Source organism: Delftia sp. WY8 (genome assembly GCF_018437695.1).
GTDB lineage: Bacteria > Pseudomonadota > Gammaproteobacteria > Burkholderiales > Burkholderiaceae_C > Comamonas > Comamonas tsuruhatensis.
Genome location: NZ_CP049795.1, coordinates 1,915,250 through 1,936,315, shown reverse-complemented (window position 1 = coordinate 1,936,315; position 21,066 = coordinate 1,915,250). Strand labels below are relative to the sequence as shown.

Sequence of the window (21,066 nt, the reverse complement as noted above, 5' to 3'; positions counted from 1 at the left end):
CGCTGTGCGGTGCTCTTTGTGGGGCCATTGTGTTGCTTTGCAGCAAATCAGCCCGGAACCTTCTTCAGCATCTCGATGCCGACCTTGCCTTCGGCGATCTCGCGCAGCGCGGTGACGCCGGGCTTGTTCTTGGTTTCGATCTTGGGCGTGTGACCCTGGCTCAGCATGCGTGCGCGGTAAGTGGCGGCCAACACGAGCTGGAAGCGGTTAGGGATCTGCTCCAGGCAGTCTTCAACAGTGATGCGTGCCATCAGGATCTCCGGGAAACGTCAGTTGGGTTCAGAAATATTGAGAGACTCGAAGGTCTCTGCGCGGCGGCTGCGCTGAGCCGCATACTTGAGGCGCTGTGCGTGGATGATCGTCTTGAGATCAAACAGTGCGCTCTCGAACAATTCGTTGATTATAACGAAGTCGAATTTCGCCACCTGGGCCATCTCCTCGGCCGCGTTCTTCAGGCGCAGCTCGATCACCTCGGGCGCGTCCTCGCCCCGGTTTTCCAGGCGGGCACGCAGCTCGTCCCAGCTGGGCGGCAGGATGAAGATCAGCACGGCGTTCGGAAACGCTTGCTTGACCTGCAGTGCGCCCTGGTAGTCGATCTCCAGCAGCACGTCGGTGCCGACCTGGATGCGCTCTTCCAGCGCCTTCTTGGCCGTGCCGTAGCGGCGGCTGTGCACGTTCGCCCATTCGACGAAGGCGTTGTTCGACACCATGGCGTCGAACTCCTGGTCGGAGACGAAGTAGTACTCGCGGCCGTGCTTTTCCTGGCCACGCGGCGCGCGCGTGGTGTGGGAGACGGAAGGGGAGACGCGCGCATCGAACTCGCGCAGCGCGCGCACCAGGCTGGACTTGCCGGCCCCGCTGGGGGCCGAGACGACAAAGAGGTTTCCGGGGTAATCCATGGAATTTTGCGCAGTGTGTTCACGCATGGGCATCTGTGTTGGGCTTATTCGATGTTCTGCACCTGCTCGCGCATCTGCTCGATCAGCACCTTCATGTCCACGCTGATGCGGGTCAGCTCCAGCGTGGCGGACTTGGAGCCCAGCGTATTGGCTTCGCGGTGCAGTTCCTGGATCAGGAAGTCCAGGCGCTTGCCGATCTCGCCGCCCTTCTTGAGCAGGCTCTGGATCTCGTCCAGGTGCGAGTCCAGGCGGGTGACTTCCTCGGCCACGTCGATGCGGATGGCAAAGGCGGTGGCCTCGGTCAGGGCGCGGTCCTGGGCGGCTTCGGGCGCCACGGCGCCTTCGGCCAGGGCCATCGCTTCCTTCCAGCGCTCCATGAAGCGCAGGCGCTGCTGCTCCACGAGCTGGGGCACCAGGGGCGTGGCATCTGCCGCGAGCTTGCGCAGCTGCGCGATGCGGTCCAGCAGCATGGTGGCCAGGCGCTTGCCTTCGCGGGCGCGGGCCTCCAGCAGTTCGGTCAGGGCCTGCTCTGCCAGCGTGGGCAGCACGCTGCTCCAGTCAACGGCCGAGTTGCCGCTGCCGCTGGCCAGGCGCAGGGCGTCGGAGACGGACAGGCTGCGGGCGTCGGGCAGCCAGGACTGGACAGTGTCCTGGAGCATGGCCAGGCGCTGCAGCATGGCGGTGGAGGGGTCGGGCAGGGAGTTGCCGTCGTCGTTGTCGATGGCGGCGCGCACCTCGACCTTGCCGCGCTTGAGGCGGGCGGTCAAAAGGGCCCGCAAGGCTGGCTCATGCGCGCGCAGTTCGTCGGGCAGGCGGAACGAAAGATCCAGGAAGCGGCTGTTGACCGAGCGGATCTCCAGACCGAGCCGGCTGTTGCGGCCCGACGCTCCACCATCTTCTTCGGACGCGCCGTGCTGGGCACTGGCGTATCCGGTCATGCTGTAAACTGGCATTGGACTTTTGATGGATGCTTGCAATTGCCCGATTATCCGGGTTTCGCCCCATCCCTGAGACTCACCGGAGAAAAATGTCTTCCAAGATCAAGCCGGCGCCATTGCCGCCAGGCAGCACGATCGGCGGCTATCGGGTGGTGCGCAGGCTTGCTTCCGGCGGTTTCGGCGTCGTTTACCTGGCCTTGGATGCAGAGGGCAAGCAGGTGGCGATCAAGGAATACCTGCCCGCCTCGCTGGCCACCCGTGCCCCCGGAGAGCTGCAGCCCGCCGTGGCGCCCGAAAAACTTTCGCTGTACCGCCTGGGCCTCAAGAGCTTCTTCGAGGAAGGGCGTTCACTGGCGCAGATCTCGCACGCTTCCGTGGTCAGCGTGCTCAATTTCTTTCGCGAGAACGAAACCGTCTACATGGTGATGAACTACCTGGAGGGTGCCACCCTGCAGGACTTCGTCGTCACCGCGCGCGAGCTCAAGGCCGAGAAGGTGTTCCGCGAATCGACCATTCGCTCGCTGTTCGATGAGGTGCTGCGCGGCCTGCGCATCGTGCACCAGCACAAGATGCTGCACCTGGACATCAAGCCGGCCAACATCTTCATCACCAATGACGACCGTGCCGTGATGATCGACTTCGGCGCGGCGCGCGAGGTGCTGTCCAAGGAAGGCAACTTCATCCGCCCCATGTACACGCCGGGCTTTGCCGCGCCCGAGATGTACCGCCGCGACGCATCGCTGGGGCCCTGGACCGACATCTACGCCATCGGCGCCTGCATCTATGCCTGCATGCAGGGATTTCCGCCCAACGAGGCGCCGCAGCGCCAGGACAAGGACCGGCTCACGCTGGCGCTGACCAAGCTGCGCGGCGTGTATTCGGACAATCTCATCGAGGTGGTCGAGTGGTGCATGGCCGTGGACCCGGGATCGCGTCCGCAGTCGGTTTTTGCGCTGCAAAAGGAGTTGAGCCGCGAAGGCGAGCGTCGCTACACCAAGCTCAGCGTCTCCGAGCGCATGCGCCTGCAGCTGGACACGCTGGTGACCGACGCCAAGAAGAACATGCAAAAGATCAGCGGCGCAGCGGGCCTGCCAGCCGTGGGCCAGGAGCGCAAGCCATGAGGTTTTCGGTATTCCAGCTGAGCCGCCGCGGCGGCCGTGCGCTCAATGAAGACCGCATGGGTTACTGCTACACGCGGGAAGCCGTGCTCTTCGTGCTGGCCGACGGCATGGGCGGCCATCCCGAAGGCGAGGTCGCCGCGCAGCTGGCGCTGCAGGTGATGTCCGTGCATTTCCAGCGCCAGGCCAAGCCGCTGCTCGAAGATCCGCAGGGCTTTCTGGTCGATGCGCTGCTGCACGCGCACCGGCAGATCCTGCGCTATGCCAGCGCCAAGGGAATGATCGACACGCCGCGCACCACGCTGGTCGCCGCCGTCATCCAGAAGGGCAAGATCACCTGGATCCATTGCGGCGACTCGCGCCTGTACCTGGTGCGCGGCGGCGAGCTGCTGGTGCGCACGCGCGATCACTCCTATCTGGAGATGGGCGAGATCGCGGCCCAGCTCAAGACATCGAGCCGCAACGTGCTGTTCACCTGCCTGGGCTCTCCGTCCAAGCCCATCTACGACGTGACCGAGCCGCGCCGGCTGGAGCAGGGCGACAAGCTGCTGCTGTGCTCCGACGGCCTGTGGGGCAGCGTGGACGAAGGGCACCTGCTGCGCACCCTGCACGGCCGCACCGTGTCCCAGGCCATTCCCCAGCTGGTCGATACGGCGCTGCGCAATGCGGGCGATGCCAGCGACAACGTCACGGCCATTGCCATGGAGTGGGAGACGCCAGACGCCTTCGAGTCCACCATGGGCATCTCCACCCAGGACATCGAGAACGACGCGTTTGAATCCACGATCCAGGGCGGGGCAATCGAAGACCTGGAAGATGAGCTCGACGACGCGGCCATCGAGCGCTCCATCGCCGAGATCAACGAAGCGATACGCCGCTCGGCCGAGCGCCAGTTCAAGCGCTGACCGCCGCTGCCGGCCCGCGGCAGCGGTGCCGTTGGCGCGCATGGACTACCGAACCTATTGACGACAAAGGGCGCACGGGCGCCCGACTGGATTTCTACGATGAAGATTGTGTTGGCCTCCAACAACCGCGGCAAGCTCGCCGAGCTGCAAGCCATGTTCGCCCCGCTGGGGGTGGAGCTGATCCGCCAGGGCGACCTGTTCGAGGGCGAGGCGCCCGAGCCGCATTGCACCTTCGTGGAGAACGCGCTGGCCAAGGCCCGTTTCGCAGCCGAGCGCACCGGCCTGCCCGCCATTGCCGACGACGCCGGCATGTGCGTCTCGCACTTCGGCGGCCTGCCGGGCGTGGATACGGCCTACTACTGCACGCAGTTCGGCTACGAGAAAAGCGATGACAACAACGTGCGCGCCCTGCTGGAGCAGATGCAGGGCGTGGCCGACCGCCGCGCCGCCATGGTCAGCACCCTGGTGGGCGTTCGCAGCGCAAAGGATCCCGAACCGCTGATCGCCATGGGCCGTGTGCAGGGCGAGATCACCACCGAGCGCCGTGGCACGCAGGGCTTCGGCTTCGACCCCGTGATGTACATCCCCGAGCTGGGCCAGACCTTTGCCGAGATGGACCCGGCCGTGAAGCACGCGCACAGCCACCGCGGCCGCGCCACGCTGCAGATGATCGAACTCGTGCGCGAGCGCTGGGTGCGATGATTCCCATCCAGCCCCAGGATGCGGCCGCCGGCGCCCAGGCCGCCGTGCAGCGCGACATCCAGCACTACATGCGCCCCGGCACGCTGCAGCTGGGCAGCCTGCCGCCGCTGTCGCTGTACGTGCACCTGCCCTGGTGCATACGCAAGTGCCCGTACTGCGACTTCAACTCGCACGAGCACGGCCGCGACGGCCCCGAGCTGCCCGAAGACCGCTACATCGACGCCCTGGTCGCCGACCTGGAAAGCGCGCTGCCGCTGATCTGGGGCCGCACGGTGCACAGCATCTTCATCGGTGGCGGCACGCCCAGCCTGTTCGCGCCCGAGTCCATCGACCGGCTGCTGGCCGCCATCCGCGCGCGCCTGCGCATGGAGGCCGATTGCGAGATCACCATGGAGGCCAACCCCGGCACCTTCGAGACCGACCGCTTCCGCGCCTTTCGCGCGGCCGGCGTCACGCGGCTGTCCATTGGCGTGCAGAGCTTCGACGACCGCTTCCTGCAGGCCGTGGGCCGCGTGCACGACGGCGCCCAGGCGCGTGCGGCCGTGCGCGAGGCGGCCGACAGCTTCGAGACCTTCAACATCGACCTGATGTACGCGCTGCCCGGCCAGACCGAGCTGGACCTGGCGCGTGACCTGGACGTGGCCCTGTCCTTCGCGCCGCCGCACCTGTCGGTCTATCACCTGACCATCGAACCCAATACGTATTTCGCCAAGTTCCCGCCGGCCATTCCCGAGGACGACCTGGCCTACGACATGCTGGACCGCATCACCGCGCGCACCGCCGCCGCAGGCATGCAGCGCTACGAGATCTCGGCCTATGCGCGCGAGGGCCACCAGTGCTGGCACAACCGCAACTACTGGCAGTTCGGCGACTACCTGGGCATTGGCGCGGGCGCGCACAGCAAGCTCAGCTTTGCCCACCGCATCGTGCGCCAGGTGCGCTTTCGCGATCCCGCACGCTACATGGACCAGGCCCTGGCCGGCGCGCCACTGGCGCAGGACGGCGAGGTGCGCCGCGCCGACCTGCCCTTCGAGTACATGCTCAACGCGCTGCGCCTGCGCGAAGGCTTTGCGCTGCAGGACTTCATGGAGCGCACGGGCCTGCCGCTGTCGTCCATCGCCAAGGGGCTGGATGCGGCACAGGCCAAGGGCCTGATCACGCGCGACCTGGGCCGGGTGGTGCCCACGGAGCGGGGTTTTGACTTCCTCAGCGACCTGCAGGAGCTGTTCCTGGCCGAGTGAGCGGGCCGACGACGATTGAAAAAGGACGCCTCGGCGTCCTTTCTTCATCCAGCGCCACCGCGCAATCGGTCGGCGATCAGCCGCAGCGCACGGCCACGATGCGGCCTGTGCCGTCGACCACCAGGTTCAGGCGTTCCTGATTGAACTCCATCGTCGTTGGCTGGCCTTCGCGCAGCACGCGGGCCATGTAGGCGCCCGACTGCTTGCGGGCGGCCTCCAGCGTGGCCGAGGTATTGCTCTTGCCCACGAAGGACTGGGCCGATGCCGCATTGCAGACCTGCACGGGGCGCGGGGCCGGTTGCGCCCCACCGCCGCTGCTGCCGCCAAAAGGATTGCTCATGCCGGCGCAGCCTGCCACCAGGGTGGTGGCGCCCAGCAGGGCCAGGGCGGCAAGGCGGCGGTGCAGGGCTGGGGTGGTGATCATCGGCATGGTCTGTCTCCTCAATTCAGGGGGTGTGTGCTGCGCAGTATCAGGGCGGGCGCTGGCGCATCGCCTCGGACAACGCCGCATACCTTAGCCGGGCTCGGGCGGTGCCATTGGCATGCGGAAGTAACAGGCGGCAGCAAAGGCATCACGAAGGCATTGCCAAGGTGCTGCCAGGGCATCACCGCCGCGCGCTGCGGCCTTCCGCGGGGGCGTGGTGGAAGACCGTGGCCTCCAGGCCCATGGCGCGTATCCTGGCCGCCGCCTGATCGGCGCTGCGCTGCTTGGCAAAGGGGCCCGAGCGCACGCGCACGATCTCGCCCTTGTTGCTGTGCAGGGTCTGGCTGAGCGTGGGCAGCTTGGCTTTCTCCAGCCGCTCCACCACGCGCCCGGCATTGGCGGCTTCAGAGAACACGCCGATGTTGATGTAGTAGTTGCCCGGCTCCAGAGCCGCCGAGGCAGGCTTGGCAGGTGCCGGGGCCTTTGCGACGGGTTCGGCAGGCTTGGCAGGCTTGGCTGGTTTGGTTTCAGCCGCCACCTTGGAGGGCTTGGCGGGCGCTGGAGTGGCTGTGTGTACGGACGCTGGTGCAGGTGCAGGTGCAGGCGCTTTGGCTGGCACCAACGCGGCCTTGACGGGAATGGCTGCCGCTGCAGTGGCCGCGACGGCACCCGCAGCGCCGGCCGCTGCTACTACGGGCATGGGTTCGACCGTGCCGGAGACGGTGCTGCCGGCAGCGGGCAAGGGCGCTTGCGGATCAGGGCGCGCCTCGGCCTGGGCGACTGGCTCTTGCGGCCGGGGCGTGGGTGCAGGAGTGGGGGCGGGTGTGGGCGCCGGTTCCGTCCTTGGCGTTTCAACGGCAGCTAAGGCTGCGGCGGGCGTTGGCGCCACGGCTGGTGCAGCTGGCGAAACTGGTGCAGCGGCCGGTACGGCTTCGGATGGAATCACCTCCGTCTGTGCCGCCATGAAATGTGGCGTGCCCGACAGCGCCCAGATGCCGGCACCCGCAGCGGCGGCAAGCACCGCACCGGCCGCCACGGCCAGGCGCTTGCGCAAGGGCGTGGCCGCGCGGCGGGCCAGGCGTTCGTGCGCTGCGGCCATGTTGGGAGCCTCGCCAATGGCTTGCAGTGTGAGGCGGCGCACATGGTGCCAGTACAGGGCATTGGCGCCCAGGCCGGGAATGGCAATGGCCATCAGCACCAGCGTGGCATCGATGCCGTGGGCAATGGCCGGGGGCAGGCCCAGCGCGGGGCGCAGCAGCAGGCCCCAGACCAGGCCCGTGCCGCCGGCGGCCAGCGCATAGAGGCCGCCCTCTTGCCACAGCCCGCGCAGCCCGCACCAGGGCAGGGTGAACAGGCCTGCGGCCAGGTTCCAGGTAGGCAAGGGCTTGCCCAGCGCGTCGAAGCGCTCGAACAGCCGCAGGTAGTAGTCGCGCGAGGGCTCGCCAATCAGGCTGGCGTACAGGCCGGGCATCAGGCCTGCACCCTGGCCACCGGTGAAGCTGGTCGTGCCGGAATTCGTGCCGGAACTTGCGCCGGGGGCCGCCCGTTCGTCGGCGGCCGGGCCGTCATCGCCGTGCTGCAGCGCATAGGCTGCGGCGGCGAAGGCGCTGGCGATCGAGGGCGGCAGCTTGCTGGGGCTCTTGGCGGTGCCGGGCTCGGCAAAGGCGGGCTCCTGCCGTGCAGGGGCCGCCTGCCTTCCGAAGTCGATGGTGGCGGGAGGTGCTGAGAGGGCTTCTTCCGATGGGGCGGGCATGTCAGCAATTGTGTCATGCACTCGTGGCTGTCGGAATCACGACATTCGTGGCTATCGATCGGGCGAATCCATCGCGCCCGATCGATTGGAGGCTGCTGTCAGCCCTGGCGCGCTGGCAGCACGGTGGCGCGGCACTCGCCGAAGCCGATGCGTGCGGCGCCCGGCTTCTCGCACCAGCCGCGCAGGATCACGGCATCGCCATCCTGCAGGAAGGTGCGGCTCTCGCCATTGGCCAGCGCCACGGGCTTCTTGCCGCCTTCGGTCAGCTCCAGCAGAGCGCCGGCCTCGCTGGAGGTGGGGCCGGACAGCGTGCCCGTGCCCAGCAGGTCACCGGGCTGCAGGTCGCAGCCGTTGACGCTGTGGTGGGCCACCAGCTGGGCCATGGTCCAGTAGGCGTGGCGGTAGCTGGTGTGGGTGATCTGCTGGGCGGCCTGGCCTTCGGCGCGCATGCGGCCGGTCTCCAGCGCCACGCTCAGCTGCACGTCGAACGCGCCGCGCTCGGAATTGGCGGGCGAGCTGAGGTAGGGCAGGGGCTGGGGATCTGCGGCGGGCCGCGTGAAGGCCGTGCGGTAGGGCTCCAGCGCCTCCAGCGTCACGATCCAGGGCGAGACCGTGGTGGCGAAGTTCTTCGACAGGAAGGGGCCCAGCGGCTGGTATTCCCAGGCCTGGATGTCGCGCGCCGACCAGTCGTTGAGCAGGCACAGGCCGAAGATGTGGTGTTCGGCCTCGTCCATGGAAATCGCCTCGCCCCAGGCGTTGCCGGCGCCGGTGTAGATGCCCATCTCCAGCTCATAGTCCAGGCGTGCGCAGGGCTTGAGTGCGGGCGCGGCGGCGTCGGGCGCCTTCAGCTGGCCCATGGGGCGGCGGAAGTCCACGCCCGACACGCGCAGGCTGGAGGCGCGGCCATGGTAGCCAATCGGCACCCACTTGTAGTTCTCCATCAGCGGGTTGTCCGGGCGGAACAGTTTGCCGACGTTGGTGGCGTGGTGCACCGAGGTATAGAAGTCCGTGTAGTCGCCGACCTGGGCCGGCACGGCGTACTCCACCTCGGCCTGGGGTACCAGGCAATCCTTGAGGGCGTCCTGCGCGGCAGCGCCTTCGCGCAGCGCGCGCGACAGCGCCAGGCGCAGGGCCGACCAGGCGGCCGGCCCCATGGCCATGAAGCCGTTCAGGCGCTGCTGCGAAGCGGCCTCCAGCTGCGGCTGCACGGCATCGCCCAGGGCCTTGAGGGCGCTGGCGCGCGCCAGGTCCAGCACCTGGTCGCCGATGGCCACGCCGCCGCGCCAGGCCTCCTGGCTGCCTGCGCGGCGGAACACCGCGTAGGGCAGGTTCTGGATGGGGAAGTCGCTGGCGCCGGTGTTGGCCGAGGCCACCCAGCTGCGCAGGCCTGCGTCATGGGTTTCGTTCAAGGACATCTGTCTCTCCTGGTTGGGTTTGTCTGTCGTTGGTATGAAAAGGGGTTTGGCGGGGCAGGGCGAGGCGTGGCGGGGTCAGGCGGCGGCAAAGCCGCCGTCCATGTTCCAGTGTGCGCCGCGCACCTGGGCGGCCTGCTCGCTGGCCAGGAAACCGGCCAGCGCCGCCACCTGCTCCACGGTCACGAAGGCCTGGGAGGGCTGCTTGGCGCCCAGCAGCTGGCGGGCCGCCGCGTCGGCATCCAGCCCGTCGCGCTCGGCCAGCGCATCGATCTGCCGTTGCACCAGCGGCGTCAGGACCCAGCCCGGGCAGATGGCGTTGCAGGTCACGGGCGTGGTGGCGAACTCCAGCGCCACCGACTTGGTCAGCCCGATCAGCCCGTGCTTGCTGGCCACATAGGCCGGCTTGCGCGCCACGCCCACCAGCCCGCTGACCGAGGCGATATTGATGATGCGGCCCCAGCCGCGCTCCAGCATCTGCGGCGCGCAGGCCTGGATGGCGTGGAAGGGCGCCGAGAGGTTGACGGCCAGCAGCTCGTCCCACTTGCCGGCCGGGAATTCGAGCAGCGGGCTCACATGCTGCATGCCTGCGTTGTTGACCAGGATGTCGATGGCGCCCATCTCGGCCGCAATGCGCTGCGCCAGCGGGGCGATGGCGCTGCCGTCGCGCAGGTCCAGCCCGTAGTGGCGCACCGGCACGCCATGCGTTTGGGCGATCTCGCGCACCAGCGCATCGGTCTCGGCAGAAGCGGCGGCCTGGCCATGCAGCGCGATGGCCGCGCCCTCGCTGGCCAGATGGCGCGCCACGGCCAGGCCGATGCCGCTGGTCGAGCCGGTGATCCAGGCCACGCGGCCCGCATGCGGGCGGCTGGCCGGGGCGGAGGGGGTGGGGTTCATTTCAGAAGATCCATTTCCATATGCACGTACTCGCTGAGAAAGCGCACCCGCGCCCAGTAGATCAGCAGCCCATCGGCGTTGCATGCCCAGCGCAGCGCCTGCATCAGCGGCGTGCCCAGGGCCACGCCCAGGTGCTCGGCGGCCAGTTCGTCGGCCGGCGCCACGCTCAGGTGCTGGCGCGCCACGGCAATGCGCGAGGGGTCGCTGCTCAGGGCCACGGCCAGGGAACTGCGCTGCAGCTGGGCCTCGATCTCGGGGAACAGTTCCTGCTCCAGGTACAGCTGCGACAGGCAAAACCGCGCCGCGTCATGGTCGTACACGCGCAGCAGGTGCACGTAGGCGGGGGCCATGCGGCCCACGTCGGGGAAGCCTTCGGGAATCGGCGGCAGGCAGTCCCGCCCGGTGTGCAGGGTGATCTGGCCGATGTGGGCGCCAAAGGCCACCAGCTCCTTCCAGCTGGTGGGCAGCAGAAAGGACGGCGGCTTGTAGGGCGCCGCAATCACCCGCGTGCCGCCGCGCTTGCGCGTGAGCAGCAGGCCCTCTGCCACCAGGGCGCCCAGCGCCATGCGCACCGTGGTGCGCGACACGCCATGCAGCGCCTGCAGCTCCTGCACCGTGGGAATGGCGCTGCCTACGGGCCAGGCGCCCGTGGACACCTTGCTGCGGAACAGCCGCGCCAGCTGCAGGTGCAGCTTGTCCCGGCCTTGTTGAGGGGCCGACGCGGTGGAGTTGGAGGGCATGAAGGCAATAAAGTATCTATTCAGTGCTTTTATTTTTGCACAAAGCAATAGCCCTGACAGTCTGCACTGACGCCCGTCGTTGACAAATGTCTTCAATTGGACAGGCCGAATGACTTTTAAACTGCGGCCCTTTTTCCGTTTTTCGAACGTTGGCCAGAGCGGCCGTTGGGTATTTCATGCAGCAGCAACATGCTTGGGAGTTTTTTCGCGCCGGTGGAGTGGACCAGGTGGTCATCCGCACCGGGCAGGACATTGCGCACATCGGCGAGCTGGACCAGAAGCTGTGGGTGGCCCTGGCCTGCCCCACGCGCGGCATCGAGTTCGACAGCGACACGCTGGACCTGATCGACGAAGACAAGGACGGCCGCATCCGCCCGCCCGAACTGATCGCCGCCTGCCAATGGGCCGTGGCGCGCGTGCGTGACCCCCAGGTGCTGGCCGATGGCGGCGACGTGCTGCAACTGTCCAGCCTGGAGCGCGACAGCGAGCAGGGCGCCTTGCTGCATGCCGAGGCCGAGCGCATGCTGGCCCTGTCCGGCCAGGCCGGCGGCGCCGCGCTGAGCCTGGCCCAGGTGCGCGATCGCCTGGCCTCCCTGGCGGCCATGCGCTTCAATGGCGACGGCATCGTCAGCCCCGCCACGGCCGAGGGCGACAAGGCACTGGCCGAGCTGATTGAACGCATTGGCAAGGCCTACGGCACCGCTGCCGGCGCCGACGGCGTGGCCGGCATCGCGCGCCAGCAGGCAGAGGCCTTCTATGCGGACCTGCGCGCACTGCGCGACTGGCATGCGGGCGCCGAGGCCCTGGGCTGCGGCATTGCCGAGCGCGACCAGGCCCTGGCCGCCGCCCGCGCCGTGGACGCGGTCCAGGCCAAGGTGGACGACTTCTTCGCACGCACACGCCTGGCCGCCTTCGACACGCGCGCGCAGGACCCGCTCAACCCCTCCGTGGAGGGCTATGCCGCCCTGGGCCGCGAAGTGCTGGACAGCGGCGCCCAAGCCATTGCCGCGCTGCCCCTGGCCGCCGTGGCGGCCGATCGCGCGCTGCCGCTGACGCAGGGGGTCAACCCCGCATGGGCCGGCGCGCTGCAGGCGCTGCGCGAGCAGGCCGTGCAGCCCGTGCTGGGCGAAGACCTGCAGGAGATCACCGCCGCGCAGTGGGAGCAGGTCAAGGCCGCCCTGCAGCCCTGCCGCCAATGGCTGGCGGCCCGGCCCGCCACGCCGCTCGATGCCCTGCCTCAACAGGAGGTGCAGGCGCTGCTGGACGGCGGCCAGGAAGCCGCGCTGCTGGACCTCATCGCCCAGGACGAGTCCGAGAAGGAACACAGCCTGCAGGCTGTGGCGCTGGAAAAGCTCATCCGCCTGCAGCGCGACCTGCTGGTGCTGCTCAACAACTTCGTCTCGTTCAGCAGCTTCTACCGGCGCGAGGGCGCGGCCTTCCAGGCCGGCACGCTCTACCTGGATGCGCGCAGCTGCGACCTGACCGTGGAAGTGAGCGACACCGCCGCCCACGCCGCGCTGGCCGGCCGTGCCAAGACCTGCCTGGCCTACTGCGAGCTGCGGCGCGAGGGCAAGAAGAAAGCCATCGTCGCGGCCTTCACGGCGGGCGATGTGGATTTTCTCTTCGTGGGCCGCAACGGCGTGTTCTATGACCGCGCGGGCAACGACTGGGACGCCACCATCGTCAAGCTCATCGAGAACCCCACCAGCATCGGTCAGGCCTTCTTCCTGCCCTACAAGAAATTCCTGCGCATGGTGGAGGAACAGGTGGCCAAGCGCGCCTCGGCCAAGGAAGAGGGCGTGACCGCCAGCCTGGGCACGCAGGCCGGCCAGCTGGTCACGGCGCCCGGCACCGCTGCGGCCAACGCCACAGCCGCCACGGCTGCCGCCGCATCGCGCAAGACCGATGTGGGCACCGTGGCCGCCCTGGGCGTGGCCCTGGGCTCCATCAGCGCCGTGCTGGTGGGCATCTTCGGCAAGTTCATCGACCTGGGGCCCTGGATTCCCGTGGCCCTGGTCGGCCTCATCGCGGCCATCTCCGGGCCCAGCATGATGATTGCCTGGCTCAAGCTGCGCCAGCGCAGCCTGGGGCCCATCCTGGACGCCAGCGGCTGGGCCATCAACGGCCGCATGCGCATCAACCTGCCGCTGGGCCGCAGCCTCTCGCAGACCGCCAAGGTGCCGGTGGGTGCACGGCGCACGGCGGGCGACCCCTATGCGGAGGGCAACGGCCTGCGCAACACCCTGGTGGCGCTGGCCGTGGTGGCCTTGCTGGCGCTGATGGCCTGGCGCCTGCACTGGGTCGATGGCCTGCTGCCCGCCGGCTGGCAGTACGGCGCGGCACCGGCCGCTGTGCCGGCTGCGCCAGAGTCCGCACCTGCGCCTGCGCCAGCAGCGGCACCGGCGGCTCAGTAAGTCAAGGCCAAGGGGCGGGCAAGCCACTTGCCCCGCCCCGGTCGGGAAACCTCAAGGCGCGACAATAGCGCCATGACCACCCCCACCCACGTACAACGCAGTGCCGTGCCCCTTAGCACGCACGACACCACCCGCATCGACGACCTGCGCATCAAGGCCGTGCGCCCCCTGATCACCCCGGCCCTGCTGCAGGAATGGCTGCCCGCGCCCGAAGCCGCGCAGCAACTGGTGGAAACCAGCCGCGCCGCCATCTCGGACGTGCTGCAGGGCCGGGACGACCGGCTCATCGTCGTCGTCGGACCCTGCTCCATCCACGACCACGACCAGGCCATGGACTATGCGCGCCAGCTCAAGGCCCAGGCCGACGCCCTGGCCGGCGAGCTGCTCGTGGTCATGCGCGTCTACTTCGAGAAGCCCCGCACCACCGTGGGCTGGAAGGGCTACATCAACGACCCGCACCTGGACGGCAGCTTCGCCATCAACGAAGGCCTGGAAATGGCCCGCGCCCTGCTGCTGGACGTGCTGGCCCTGGGCCTGCCCGTGGGCACGGAATTCCTGGACCTGCTGTCGCCGCAATTCATCAGCGACCTGGTCAGCTGGGGCGCCATCGGCGCGCGCACCACGGAAAGCCAGAGCCACCGCCAGCTGGCCAGTGGCCTGTCCTGCCCCGTGGGCTTCAAGAACGGCACGGACGGCGGCGTCAAGGTGGCCAGCGATGCCATCCAGGCGGCCAGCGCGCCCCACGCCTTCATGGGCATGACCAAGATGGGCCAGTCCGCCATCTTCGAGACCCGCGGCAATGGCGACTGCCACGTCATCCTGCGCGGCGGCAAGCAGCCCAACTACGGCGCCGAGCATGTGCAGGCCGCCTGCGCCCTGCTGGAAGGCGCAGGCCTGCGCCCGCAGGTCATGATCGATGTCTCCCACGCCAACAGCAGCAAGCAGCACCGCCGCCAGATCGATGTGGCGGCCGACGTGGCCCAGCAGATCGCCGGTGGCGATGCCCGCATCACGGGGCTGATGATCGAAAGCCACCTGCAGGAAGGGCGGCAGGACATCGTGGACGGCCAGCCGCTGGCGCATGGCGTGTCCGTGACCGATGCCTGCATCAGCCTGGAGCAGACCGTGCCTGTGCTGCAGCAGCTGGCTGCGGCGGTGAAGGCGCGGCGGGCGAAGCTGCGGGGGTGAGTTGACTGGCCGGGTCTGTTTTGGACCCGCGTCAGACAAGGGAGCAGTCCTGTCCTTCGGCAGGACTGCAATGCTGCAACCGCTACAGCGCAGTGGCGTGCATACAGGTCGCCGATGTAAAGACAGGGTCGGCAGACTGCGAGATCTCATTCAGATGCTGGGGCAGCGCATGCCCGCATCACGCTTTTCAGACCAGTCCGATTGCGTCATGCATTTTCGCATTGAATGATTGATTTTTATATCGGCTCAAGAGATTTTCTATTGTTGCATCCAGTGTATCTCAAGGATTGCGCCGATATGTTTGTCCATATTCCGCAGTGACAGGGATGGCGGGCAATGAATAATGAATGGCAGCTTCAACGTAACCCAGGATCTTCATTTCAAAGAATTCGGGTCATATATCATGGGTTTTGATTCTGCGGAGGAGGGATAGGTATGAGGCCTGGTGATGCAAAGCGGGTATTTGACCTCGCAGTTGGGCGCTCCGCCCCGCCGCTTGCCTGCATGGTCACCATTTTTGCCATTAGTTTCCATAGCCCTGCTCTTGTTGCCCAATTCAGCATCGCCCTTTCCTTTGCTTCACTTTTCTTTGTATTGCCGGCGAGTATTGGCGCCATCTTCTTTTCGGAAATGGTTGCCAGCAAAGATAAGGAGCAATCCGATTCACTCATCAGTTTGCTATTCTGGTTGGTCCTCTTGTACACGGGGGGTTGTTTTATTCTGGTGTATTGGCTTCCTGTTATCTCGAAAACCCTGATATCCGGTTTGCCAGAGGAACTGTTGGATGGGGCCGTATCGCAGGCAAGATTGATAATTCTGTGTATTCCATTCTTCGGAATCATCAATGTATGTAGCTGCGTTCTTGAGTCAAGATCACATACTTCCATCGTTGCAAAATTCAGAATGTGGCAGGTTTTTTTCCATGCAGCCTGTGTGATTGTTGTGCTGGTGCTGCTTGGGAGGAATGAGTGGATGAGTGATGACTCGGTCGCTCTTGCCTATCTGTTCAGTGACATCATTTTTTCCATTGCCGCATATGCTTTGATGCGGAAATACTGTCAATTCGGTTTTTCATTCAATTTTCGTGGATTGCCTGGCAGAAGAATATTTTCCGTTTTGATTCCTGGTTATGCCAATTCTTTCTTTGGAAAATATCTGCTCTATATATTGTCAATGTCTGTTGCAGGGCTGGGTGCAATGTATTCTGCAATTCAATCCCAAGCTTCTGCCATATTGCTTTTGGCAGAGCTGCCTGCCATGGGAGTCTGTGCTCTTCTGGCGATGGAGATATCAAAAAATCGTGGAAGATGGGCAGTGCAATTTCAGTTCATTAAAGATTCTTCTTCATTGATGATTTATTGTGCCATTATTCCGGCTGTTGCATTGTTTGTATTCATGCTGTTCTATGAAATATCGATGGCCAATGGTTATCAAATTGTCGGGGAGGGGTTCCTTTCCTTGGTGTGCAAAGGAATTACGGATGTGGGGGTTTTCTATGCGGCAGCAATTTCTGGTGGGCTAGGTCTTTATTGGTCGTCAAGAATCATTTTTTGGGTTGTTTACGCATTGGTGTTTTTTGCCCCGATGTCATTGGGGTTTCATGGCTCCAGTTATTCCATGATCAATTATTTTTTCTCATTTTCTTCTCTCCTGTCCGGTGCGCTGTTGGTCCTGCTTATCCGCAACAGGCGAGATTCCCTATCCGAAGAGAAGATTGGTTTGAAGCAGAGCCTGTAGCAGTGGTGGCCCTTGGCGAGGTGATCTGTCCTTCGGCAACCCCGCAACCGCCACGATGCAGGCGCTGACATACGGGGTGGGGAGGCAGGGGAACGTTCTCAGGCCCGCACGGGCCTGGGCTCCAGATTGCGCGCCGTGCCCAGCCAGGTCGCGCAATGCGTTTCATGACCATCCTCGGCCACCGCATACAGGTCGGCTGCGCAGATGCTGAGCACGCGGCCGGCATCCACCACGCGGCCGCGCGCCCGCAGGTGGGTGCCGCGTGCGGGGGCGAAGAGCTTCACGCTGCCGTCCACCGTGGCATTGGCCCAGCCGGCAGGCAGCAGTGAACCTGCGGCCGACACCGCCGCAAAGTCGCCCAGTGCAAAGACCGCCGTGGCCTGCAACTGGCCCGGCTGAAAGCACAGGGCATCGGCAATGGGCATCTCCAGCTCGGTGGCTCCGGGCTCGGCACGCACGAAGCGCAGGCCCAGGGTGCGCGCCATGGGCATGGCCAGCACGGCGTTCTGCAGCGCCTGGGTGGATGGGGTGGGGTGGGTGGTCGGCTCAGTCATGGCTTGTCTCCTTCGTGGTGGGTGAAGCGGCACGGCGCACGCGCGGCCAGGGCGCGGCGGGTTTGTCGGGTGCGTTGGATGGGGCCGGTGCCGTCTGCGCCAGATCCCGCTCGGCCTGGCGGGCGCGCAGCCACTGCACATGGTCCAGGGCCTGGGCGCGCTGGGCCTGCAGCGCGGCGATCTGTTCGTCTATCTCCTGCACGCGCTGCTGCACGGCATCGGCCAGGTCACCGGGGCCTATGCGCCCCGCACGTCAGGCGCGCAGGTTCTCCGCAATGCGCGGCAGCCCGAACCCCAGCGCGCGGGACATGGCGATGAACACCACCTCGCGCCGGGCCGAGCGCGGATAGTCGCGGTAGCCATTGGGCAGTCGCCGGGGCTTGAGCAGGCCCGCGCGCTCGTAGTGCCGCAGCGCGTGGATGGAGACGCCCGTGAGCCGGGCTAGTTCGGAGATCAGCATGTGCCAAGGCTAGCAAGGCTCGTGCTGGGCTAGGGTTGGGAAGGGGACAGGTTTTTTCTATCGCTGTCTCTTGCCAGTCGTCTTCAAGCCGGCTGCGCGGCAGGCCTCATCACGCGCGCCGTGAACCGGGCCATGAACTCGCGCGTGACAATGCGCCCGCCCAGGGCCGTCAGGTAGTTGGCGCAACCGTGCACCACCGAGGCGCGGTTGTCGTCGAAGGCTTTCAGCCCCAGGCGAACCACGTCTTCGCTGGACGCTTTTTTCCCGAAGGACGCGGCCTCGCCGGCGCGGGCGAAGAACGCCGTGTCGGTAGCGCCCGGGCACAACGCCAGCACGCGCACGCCGCGCGGCCGGTACTCGGCCCAGAGCGCTTCGCTGAACGAAAGGACAAAGGCCTTGGTCGCGGCGTAGACCGCCATGTACGGGACCGGCTGAAACGCTGCCGTGGAGGCGATGTTGATGACGCCGCCCTGGCGCTGCTCCAGTGCGGGGAGACACAGGTGCGTCAATTCCACCAGGGCGCCCACATTCAGGTCGATGGCCTCCCGCTGTATGTCCAGCGCCAGTTCATCAAACCTGCCGTGGGTGCCGAAGCCGGCGTTGTTCACCAGCAGGTCCGGCAGCAGGCCCCTGGCGCTGACGGCCTCGAAGACCCGCCGGGCCGCCCCGGGTGCGGCCAGGTCCTCCACCAGGAATTCGGCGCCGGGCAATTCGCGGGCGAGCTTCTCGAGCCTGTCGCGGCTGCGCGCGATCAGCACGACTTTGGCGCCACGGCGGGCAAGTTCCCTGGCGAATACTTCACCGATGCCCATGGAGGCGCCGGTCACCAGGACGTTTTTCTGGGAGAAATCAAAAGGGGTTTTCATGCACTCGAGTATTGCGACGGGGGGCCCGCCTGGGAATGGGCAGCGCTGGTAAGCTGATTTGCATTCATGAAAAACCAACCGCCCACCACCTGGGATGACCTGCGCGTGCTCCTGGCGCTTCACCGCCACCAAAGCCTGCTGGCCGCAGGCGCTGCCCTCGGCCTGTCCACCTCCACCGTCGCGCGGCGCATCGAGGCGCTGGAGCAATCCCTGGGCCGCGCCCTGGTACACCGCAGCAGCGCAGGGACGACGGTCGAGCCCGATGCGATGGAACTGGTGGAGCTGGCCGAGCAATTCGAGCTGGGACTGGGCGGCATCAAGCGCGACGACCGGCCCGCTGAGAAGGCCCATGCGCTGACCGGCACCATCCGCGTCAGCATGGGCGAAGGCTTCGTGAAGCCGGTGACCGCCGTGCTCTCGCAGTTGAGAAGCGCGCACCCCGGGCTGCATATCGAAGTGGCCGTGGAGTCGCGCTTCACGGATGTCGGGCGGCGCGAAGTGGACGTCGCGCTCCGGGTCGGGCGCTCCAGCTCGGCCGTGGTGGTGGAGAAATGGGCGGGGCAACTGACGTTTGGCCTGTACGCCTCGCACGGCTATGTCGAGCAGCGCCTGCCGGGTCGCCGCCTGCGCGTGCAGGACTTCGCCAGCCACGATTTCGTGGGACAGGACCTGGCCACCGGCCGGCAGGACGCCTCCAACCTGTGGCTGGCCAGCCGGGGCGCCACCCGGTTCGTCTTTCGATCCGCCTCCGACCTGGCCCGCCAGGAGGCCACGGAGCAAGGCCAGGGCATCTGCCTGCTGCCCGACGCCATGGCCCATGCCGTGCCCGGCCTGGCACGGCTGGAGGTGGACGCGCCACTGCCGTCCTGCCCGGTGTACCTGGCCTATCACCGCGACCGCCGCAACGTGCCGGGCGTGCGGGCAGTGATCGACGCGCTGGGCGCGGCGCTGGCCGAAGGGCTGCAGCCGCCCGCAGAAAAAGCCGAAGCGGCCAACCCTGCCGCGCAGTCATGACAGGCCCGGTCTTTCCAGACCTTTCAAGGCGAGGGCGCGGCCGACGGACCCGGTGAGCAGCCAGGACCATCGTTGGTCGTCGATCCCAACGAAACAAGAATGGGCAGTGGCTGGCGCGAAACGACCCGTTGTGGTCGTTCGTGCCTCGGCGCCTGCAACCGCTCAATCCTTGAGCAAGCGCGCCTTCACCGTTCGCCCCTTGATCTTTCCGCTATTGAGCCGGGCAACCACGTCATGCGCAATCTTGCGGTCCACGGCCACATAGGTTGCGAACTCGTTGATGTCGATCTTGCCCACTTGCTCGCGGGTGTAGCCCAGGTCTGCGGTGAGCGCGCCCAGCACATCGCCCGGGCGGATCTTGTCCTTGCGGCTGGCATTGATGTGGATGGTGGCCTTGGATGGCAGGAGCCGGCCGCCGGGAGTCGGCGTCAGCTCGTCCAGCGGGTACCAGACGGATGGGCTGCCCTGCATCTGCTCGATGTTTCCGACCGCGCCCATTTCGTCCATCGTCGCAAGACTCAGGGCCAGGCCTTTCTGGCCGGCGCGGCCTGTGCGGCCGATGCGGTGCACGTGCACTTCAGGGTCGGGCGTGATGTCCACGTTGATGACGGCGCCCAGGTTGGTCACATCCAGCCCGCGAGCCGCCACATCGGTGGCGACCAGCACGGAGCAACTGCCGTTCACGAAGCGCACCAGCACCTGGTCACGGTCACGCTGCTCCAGATCGCCGTGCAGCTCCAGCGCGCTGTAGCCCTGGGCCTGCAGCAGCTCGGCAAGGGCCCGGCAGCGCGCCTTGGTATTGCAGAAGGCCAGCGTGCTCTCGGGCCGGAAATGCTCCAGCAGGCGAGCCACCGCAGGCAGCCGCTCTTCCTTGTCCACCTCGTACCAGCGCTGCTCGATCTGCTCGCCGCTGTGCTGCGCGGCGACCTTGACCGTGACCGGGTCACGCATGAATCGCGCGGCCAGCTTGGCGATGCCTTCAGGGTAGGTTGCGGAGAACAGCAAGGTCTGGCGCTGCGGGGGGCACTGCTTGGCGACCTTGGCGATGTCATCGACGAAACCCATGTCGAGCATGCGATCCGCTTCGTCAAGCACCAAGGTGTTCAGCGAATCAAGGTTCAGATTGCCCCGGTCCAGGTGATCGATCACACGGCCGGGCGTGCCCACGATCACGTGCGCGCCGTTCTCAAGGCTCGCGTTCTGGCCGCGCAGCGGAACGCCGCCGGACAGGGTCACCACCTTGACATTGTCTTCCGCACGCGCCAGGCGGCGAATCTCGGTCGTCACCTGATCGGCCAGCTCGCGGGTGGGGCAGAGCACCAGGCCTTGCACCGAGAAATTGCGCGTATCCAGCTTGGCCAGCAGCGCCAGGGCAAAGGCTGCGGTCTTGCCGCTGCCGGTCTTCGCCTGAGCGATCACATCCTTGCCTTCAAGCGCAGGGGGCAGGCTGGCGAGCTGAATCGCCGTCATTTCAAGGTAGCCGAGCCGCTCAAGATTGGCGAGCGTCGCAGGCGAAAGCGCAAGTTTGTCGAAGGAATGGGGGGAAGCCGAGGGTGCAGTCATGGCGGCATTTTAGTTTTGGCGCTCTCAGGACCGGGGCGCGGCACGCTGGTCACTGAGAAAGAACAGGGGCTTGCTGGGCCATTGCCGGCATGTGCGAGAAGACGGCCAGCGGGGTGTTGACGGCATGGATGGCAAGAGGTCTGCCGTGGGGCTAACAGATAGCAACCAGCCTGAAGCTGCCGGCCAGCAGTCGGCTGGCGACCCATTGCGGTCTTCGAAGCAAATTCAAAAGCGGTCGTCC

19 protein-coding genes and 1 pseudogene are annotated in these 21,066 nt (G+C 66.4%); 8 read left to right on the top strand and 12 right to left on the bottom strand.

Annotated elements, in window-relative coordinates; translation table 11 throughout:
- Positions 1-47 precede the first annotated feature (47 nt).
- The 3 genes from rpoZ to G4D77_RS08850 are packed head-to-tail and all read right to left on the bottom strand — an operon-like array spanning position 48 to position 1,837.
- The gene (gene rpoZ, locus G4D77_RS08860) at positions 48-251 is read right to left on the bottom strand and encodes a DNA-directed RNA polymerase subunit omega (RefSeq protein WP_016450310.1); all 204 of its coding nucleotides are present in this window, start codon (positions 249-251) and stop codon (positions 48-50) included.
- A gap of 18 nt (positions 252-269) precedes the next feature.
- A complete protein-coding gene (gmk, locus tag G4D77_RS08855; protein WP_016450311.1) occupies positions 270-899 on the bottom strand; it encodes a guanylate kinase in 630 nt (209 codons plus the stop codon).
- 44 nt (positions 900-943) lie between these two features.
- The gene (locus tag G4D77_RS08850) at positions 944-1,837 is read right to left on the bottom strand and encodes a YicC/YloC family endoribonuclease (RefSeq protein WP_017407182.1); all 894 of its coding nucleotides are present in this window, start codon (positions 1,835-1,837) and stop codon (positions 944-946) included.
- Between the two features lie 89 nt (positions 1,838-1,926).
- Here G4D77_RS08850 and G4D77_RS08845 point away from each other — a divergent pair, with 89 nt between their 5' ends.
- From G4D77_RS08845 to hemW, 4 genes are all read left to right on the top strand, one after another.
- Positions 1,927-2,958: a serine/threonine protein kinase gene (locus G4D77_RS08845; RefSeq protein ID WP_016450313.1), complete on the top strand. Its 1,032-nt coding sequence runs from the start codon at positions 1,927-1,929 to the stop codon at positions 2,956-2,958.
- Entirely contained in the window at positions 2,955-3,860 is a 906-nt protein-coding gene (locus G4D77_RS08840) for a PP2C family protein-serine/threonine phosphatase (protein WP_016450314.1), read from the top strand. Before G4D77_RS08845 ends, G4D77_RS08840 begins: the two co-directional genes overlap by 4 nt.
- 99 nt (positions 3,861-3,959) lie before the next feature.
- Positions 3,960-4,562: an RdgB/HAM1 family non-canonical purine NTP pyrophosphatase gene (gene rdgB, locus G4D77_RS08835; protein ID WP_034367744.1), complete on the top strand. Its 603-nt coding sequence runs from the start codon at positions 3,960-3,962 to the stop codon at positions 4,560-4,562.
- Positions 4,559-5,803 carry a radical SAM family heme chaperone HemW gene (gene hemW / locus G4D77_RS08830; RefSeq protein WP_154835221.1) on the top strand — a complete coding sequence of 415 codons (1,245 nt, stop codon included), beginning with the start codon at positions 4,559-4,561 and terminating at the stop codon, positions 5,801-5,803. Before rdgB ends, hemW begins: the two co-directional genes overlap by 4 nt.
- Positions 5,804-5,879: 76 nt before the next feature.
- Here hemW and G4D77_RS08825 read toward each other — a convergent pair whose 3' ends face one another.
- From G4D77_RS08825 to G4D77_RS08805, 5 genes are all read right to left on the bottom strand, one after another.
- Positions 5,880-6,233: an I78 family peptidase inhibitor gene (locus tag G4D77_RS08825; protein WP_154835219.1), complete on the bottom strand. Its 354-nt coding sequence runs from the start codon at positions 6,231-6,233 to the stop codon at positions 5,880-5,882.
- Positions 6,234-6,408: 175 nt separating this feature from the next.
- Positions 6,409-7,980 (bottom strand): SPOR domain-containing protein, encoded by a 1,572-nt coding sequence (locus G4D77_RS08820; protein WP_154835217.1) that lies wholly within the window; start codon positions 7,978-7,980, stop codon positions 6,409-6,411.
- Between the two features lie 98 nt (positions 7,981-8,078).
- On the bottom strand, positions 8,079-9,395 hold the full coding sequence (gene fahA, locus G4D77_RS08815) for a fumarylacetoacetase (RefSeq protein WP_154835215.1): 1,317 nt from the start codon (positions 9,393-9,395) through the stop codon (positions 8,079-8,081).
- A gap of 75 nt (positions 9,396-9,470) precedes the next feature.
- Entirely contained in the window at positions 9,471-10,289 is an 819-nt protein-coding gene (locus G4D77_RS08810; protein WP_154835213.1) for a 3-hydroxybutyrate dehydrogenase, read from the bottom strand.
- Complete coding sequence (locus G4D77_RS08805; protein ID WP_016450321.1) at positions 10,286-11,029, bottom strand: GntR family transcriptional regulator; 744 nt, start codon at positions 11,027-11,029, stop codon at positions 10,286-10,288. Before G4D77_RS08805 ends, G4D77_RS08810 begins: the two co-directional genes overlap by 4 nt.
- A gap of 176 nt (positions 11,030-11,205) precedes the next feature.
- Between G4D77_RS08805 and G4D77_RS08800 the strand changes: the two genes are divergently transcribed.
- The 3 genes from G4D77_RS08800 to G4D77_RS08790 all read left to right on the top strand — a co-directional run bounded on the left by G4D77_RS08800 (position 11,206) and on the right by G4D77_RS08790 (position 16,368).
- Positions 11,206-13,443: a hypothetical protein gene (locus tag G4D77_RS08800; protein WP_154835211.1), complete on the top strand. Its 2,238-nt coding sequence runs from the start codon at positions 11,206-11,208 to the stop codon at positions 13,441-13,443.
- A 72-nt stretch (positions 13,444-13,515) separates the two neighbouring features.
- Positions 13,516-14,631: a 3-deoxy-7-phosphoheptulonate synthase gene (locus G4D77_RS08795; RefSeq protein ID WP_016450323.1), complete on the top strand. Its 1,116-nt coding sequence runs from the start codon at positions 13,516-13,518 to the stop codon at positions 14,629-14,631.
- Positions 14,632-15,066: 435 nt separating this feature from the next.
- Positions 15,067-16,368 carry an MATE family efflux transporter gene (locus tag G4D77_RS08790; protein ID WP_154835209.1) on the top strand — a complete coding sequence of 434 codons (1,302 nt, stop codon included), beginning with the start codon at positions 15,067-15,069 and terminating at the stop codon, positions 16,366-16,368.
- Between the two features lie 98 nt (positions 16,369-16,466).
- Here G4D77_RS08790 and G4D77_RS08785 read toward each other — a convergent pair whose 3' ends face one another.
- From G4D77_RS08785 to G4D77_RS08775, 3 genes and pseudogenes are all read right to left on the bottom strand, one after another.
- A complete protein-coding gene (locus G4D77_RS08785) occupies positions 16,467-16,922 on the bottom strand; it encodes a PaaI family thioesterase (protein ID WP_047471208.1) in 456 nt (151 codons plus the stop codon).
- Positions 16,915-17,382: pseudogene (locus G4D77_RS31075) on the bottom strand (MerR family DNA-binding transcriptional regulator). The gene G4D77_RS08785 and the pseudogene G4D77_RS31075 overlap by 8 nt, the downstream one beginning before the upstream one ends.
- A gap of 83 nt (positions 17,383-17,465) precedes the next feature.
- On the bottom strand, positions 17,466-18,248 hold the full coding sequence (locus G4D77_RS08775; protein ID WP_154835207.1) for an SDR family NAD(P)-dependent oxidoreductase: 783 nt from the start codon (positions 18,246-18,248) through the stop codon (positions 17,466-17,468).
- Between the two features lie 66 nt (positions 18,249-18,314).
- Between G4D77_RS08775 and G4D77_RS08770 the strand changes: the two genes are divergently transcribed.
- On the top strand, positions 18,315-19,262 hold the full coding sequence (locus tag G4D77_RS08770) for a LysR family transcriptional regulator (protein WP_034367759.1): 948 nt from the start codon (positions 18,315-18,317) through the stop codon (positions 19,260-19,262).
- Positions 19,263-19,424: 162 nt separating this feature from the next.
- Here G4D77_RS08770 and dbpA read toward each other — a convergent pair whose 3' ends face one another.
- Complete coding sequence (gene dbpA / locus G4D77_RS08765) at positions 19,425-20,825, bottom strand: ATP-dependent RNA helicase DbpA (protein ID WP_016454517.1); 1,401 nt, start codon at positions 20,823-20,825, stop codon at positions 19,425-19,427.
- Positions 20,826-21,066 lie beyond the last annotated feature (241 nt).

What these genes read in the sequence shown, in the direction of transcription:
- rpoZ (WP_016450310.1), bottom strand. Translation starts at nt 251, where the DNA reads ATGGCACGCATCACTGTTGAAGACTGCCTGGAGCAGATCCCTAACCGC.
- gmk (WP_016450311.1), bottom strand. Translation starts at nt 899, where the DNA reads ATGGATTACCCCGGAAACCTCTTTGTCGTCTCGGCCCCCAGCGGGGCC.
- G4D77_RS08850 (WP_017407182.1), bottom strand. Translation starts at nt 1,837, where the DNA reads ATGACCGGATACGCCAGTGCCCAGCACGGCGCGTCCGAAGAAGATGGT.
- G4D77_RS08845 (WP_016450313.1), top strand. Translation starts at nt 1,927, where the DNA reads ATGTCTTCCAAGATCAAGCCGGCGCCATTGCCGCCAGGCAGCACGATC.
- G4D77_RS08840 (WP_016450314.1), top strand. Translation starts at nt 2,955, where the DNA reads ATGAGGTTTTCGGTATTCCAGCTGAGCCGCCGCGGCGGCCGTGCGCTC.
- rdgB (WP_034367744.1), top strand. Translation starts at nt 3,960, where the DNA reads ATGAAGATTGTGTTGGCCTCCAACAACCGCGGCAAGCTCGCCGAGCTG.
- hemW (WP_154835221.1), top strand. Translation starts at nt 4,559, where the DNA reads ATGATTCCCATCCAGCCCCAGGATGCGGCCGCCGGCGCCCAGGCCGCC.
- G4D77_RS08825 (WP_154835219.1), bottom strand. Translation starts at nt 6,233, where the DNA reads ATGCCGATGATCACCACCCCAGCCCTGCACCGCCGCCTTGCCGCCCTG.
- G4D77_RS08820 (WP_154835217.1), bottom strand. Translation starts at nt 7,980, where the DNA reads ATGCCCGCCCCATCGGAAGAAGCCCTCTCAGCACCTCCCGCCACCATC.
- fahA (WP_154835215.1), bottom strand. Translation starts at nt 9,395, where the DNA reads ATGTCCTTGAACGAAACCCATGACGCAGGCCTGCGCAGCTGGGTGGCC.
- G4D77_RS08810 (WP_154835213.1), bottom strand. Translation starts at nt 10,289, where the DNA reads ATGAACCCCACCCCCTCCGCCCCGGCCAGCCGCCCGCATGCGGGCCGC.
- G4D77_RS08805 (WP_016450321.1), bottom strand. Translation starts at nt 11,029, where the DNA reads ATGCCCTCCAACTCCACCGCGTCGGCCCCTCAACAAGGCCGGGACAAG.
- G4D77_RS08800 (WP_154835211.1), top strand. Translation starts at nt 11,206, where the DNA reads ATGCAGCAGCAACATGCTTGGGAGTTTTTTCGCGCCGGTGGAGTGGAC.
- G4D77_RS08795 (WP_016450323.1), top strand. Translation starts at nt 13,516, where the DNA reads ATGACCACCCCCACCCACGTACAACGCAGTGCCGTGCCCCTTAGCACG.
- G4D77_RS08790 (WP_154835209.1), top strand. Translation starts at nt 15,067, where the DNA reads ATGAGGCCTGGTGATGCAAAGCGGGTATTTGACCTCGCAGTTGGGCGC.
- G4D77_RS08785 (WP_047471208.1), bottom strand. Translation starts at nt 16,922, where the DNA reads ATGACTGAGCCGACCACCCACCCCACCCCATCCACCCAGGCGCTGCAG.
- G4D77_RS08775 (WP_154835207.1), bottom strand. Translation starts at nt 18,248, where the DNA reads ATGAAAACCCCTTTTGATTTCTCCCAGAAAAACGTCCTGGTGACCGGC.
- G4D77_RS08770 (WP_034367759.1), top strand. Translation starts at nt 18,315, where the DNA reads ATGAAAAACCAACCGCCCACCACCTGGGATGACCTGCGCGTGCTCCTG.
- dbpA (WP_016454517.1), bottom strand. Translation starts at nt 20,825, where the DNA reads ATGACTGCACCCTCGGCTTCCCCCCATTCCTTCGACAAACTTGCGCTT.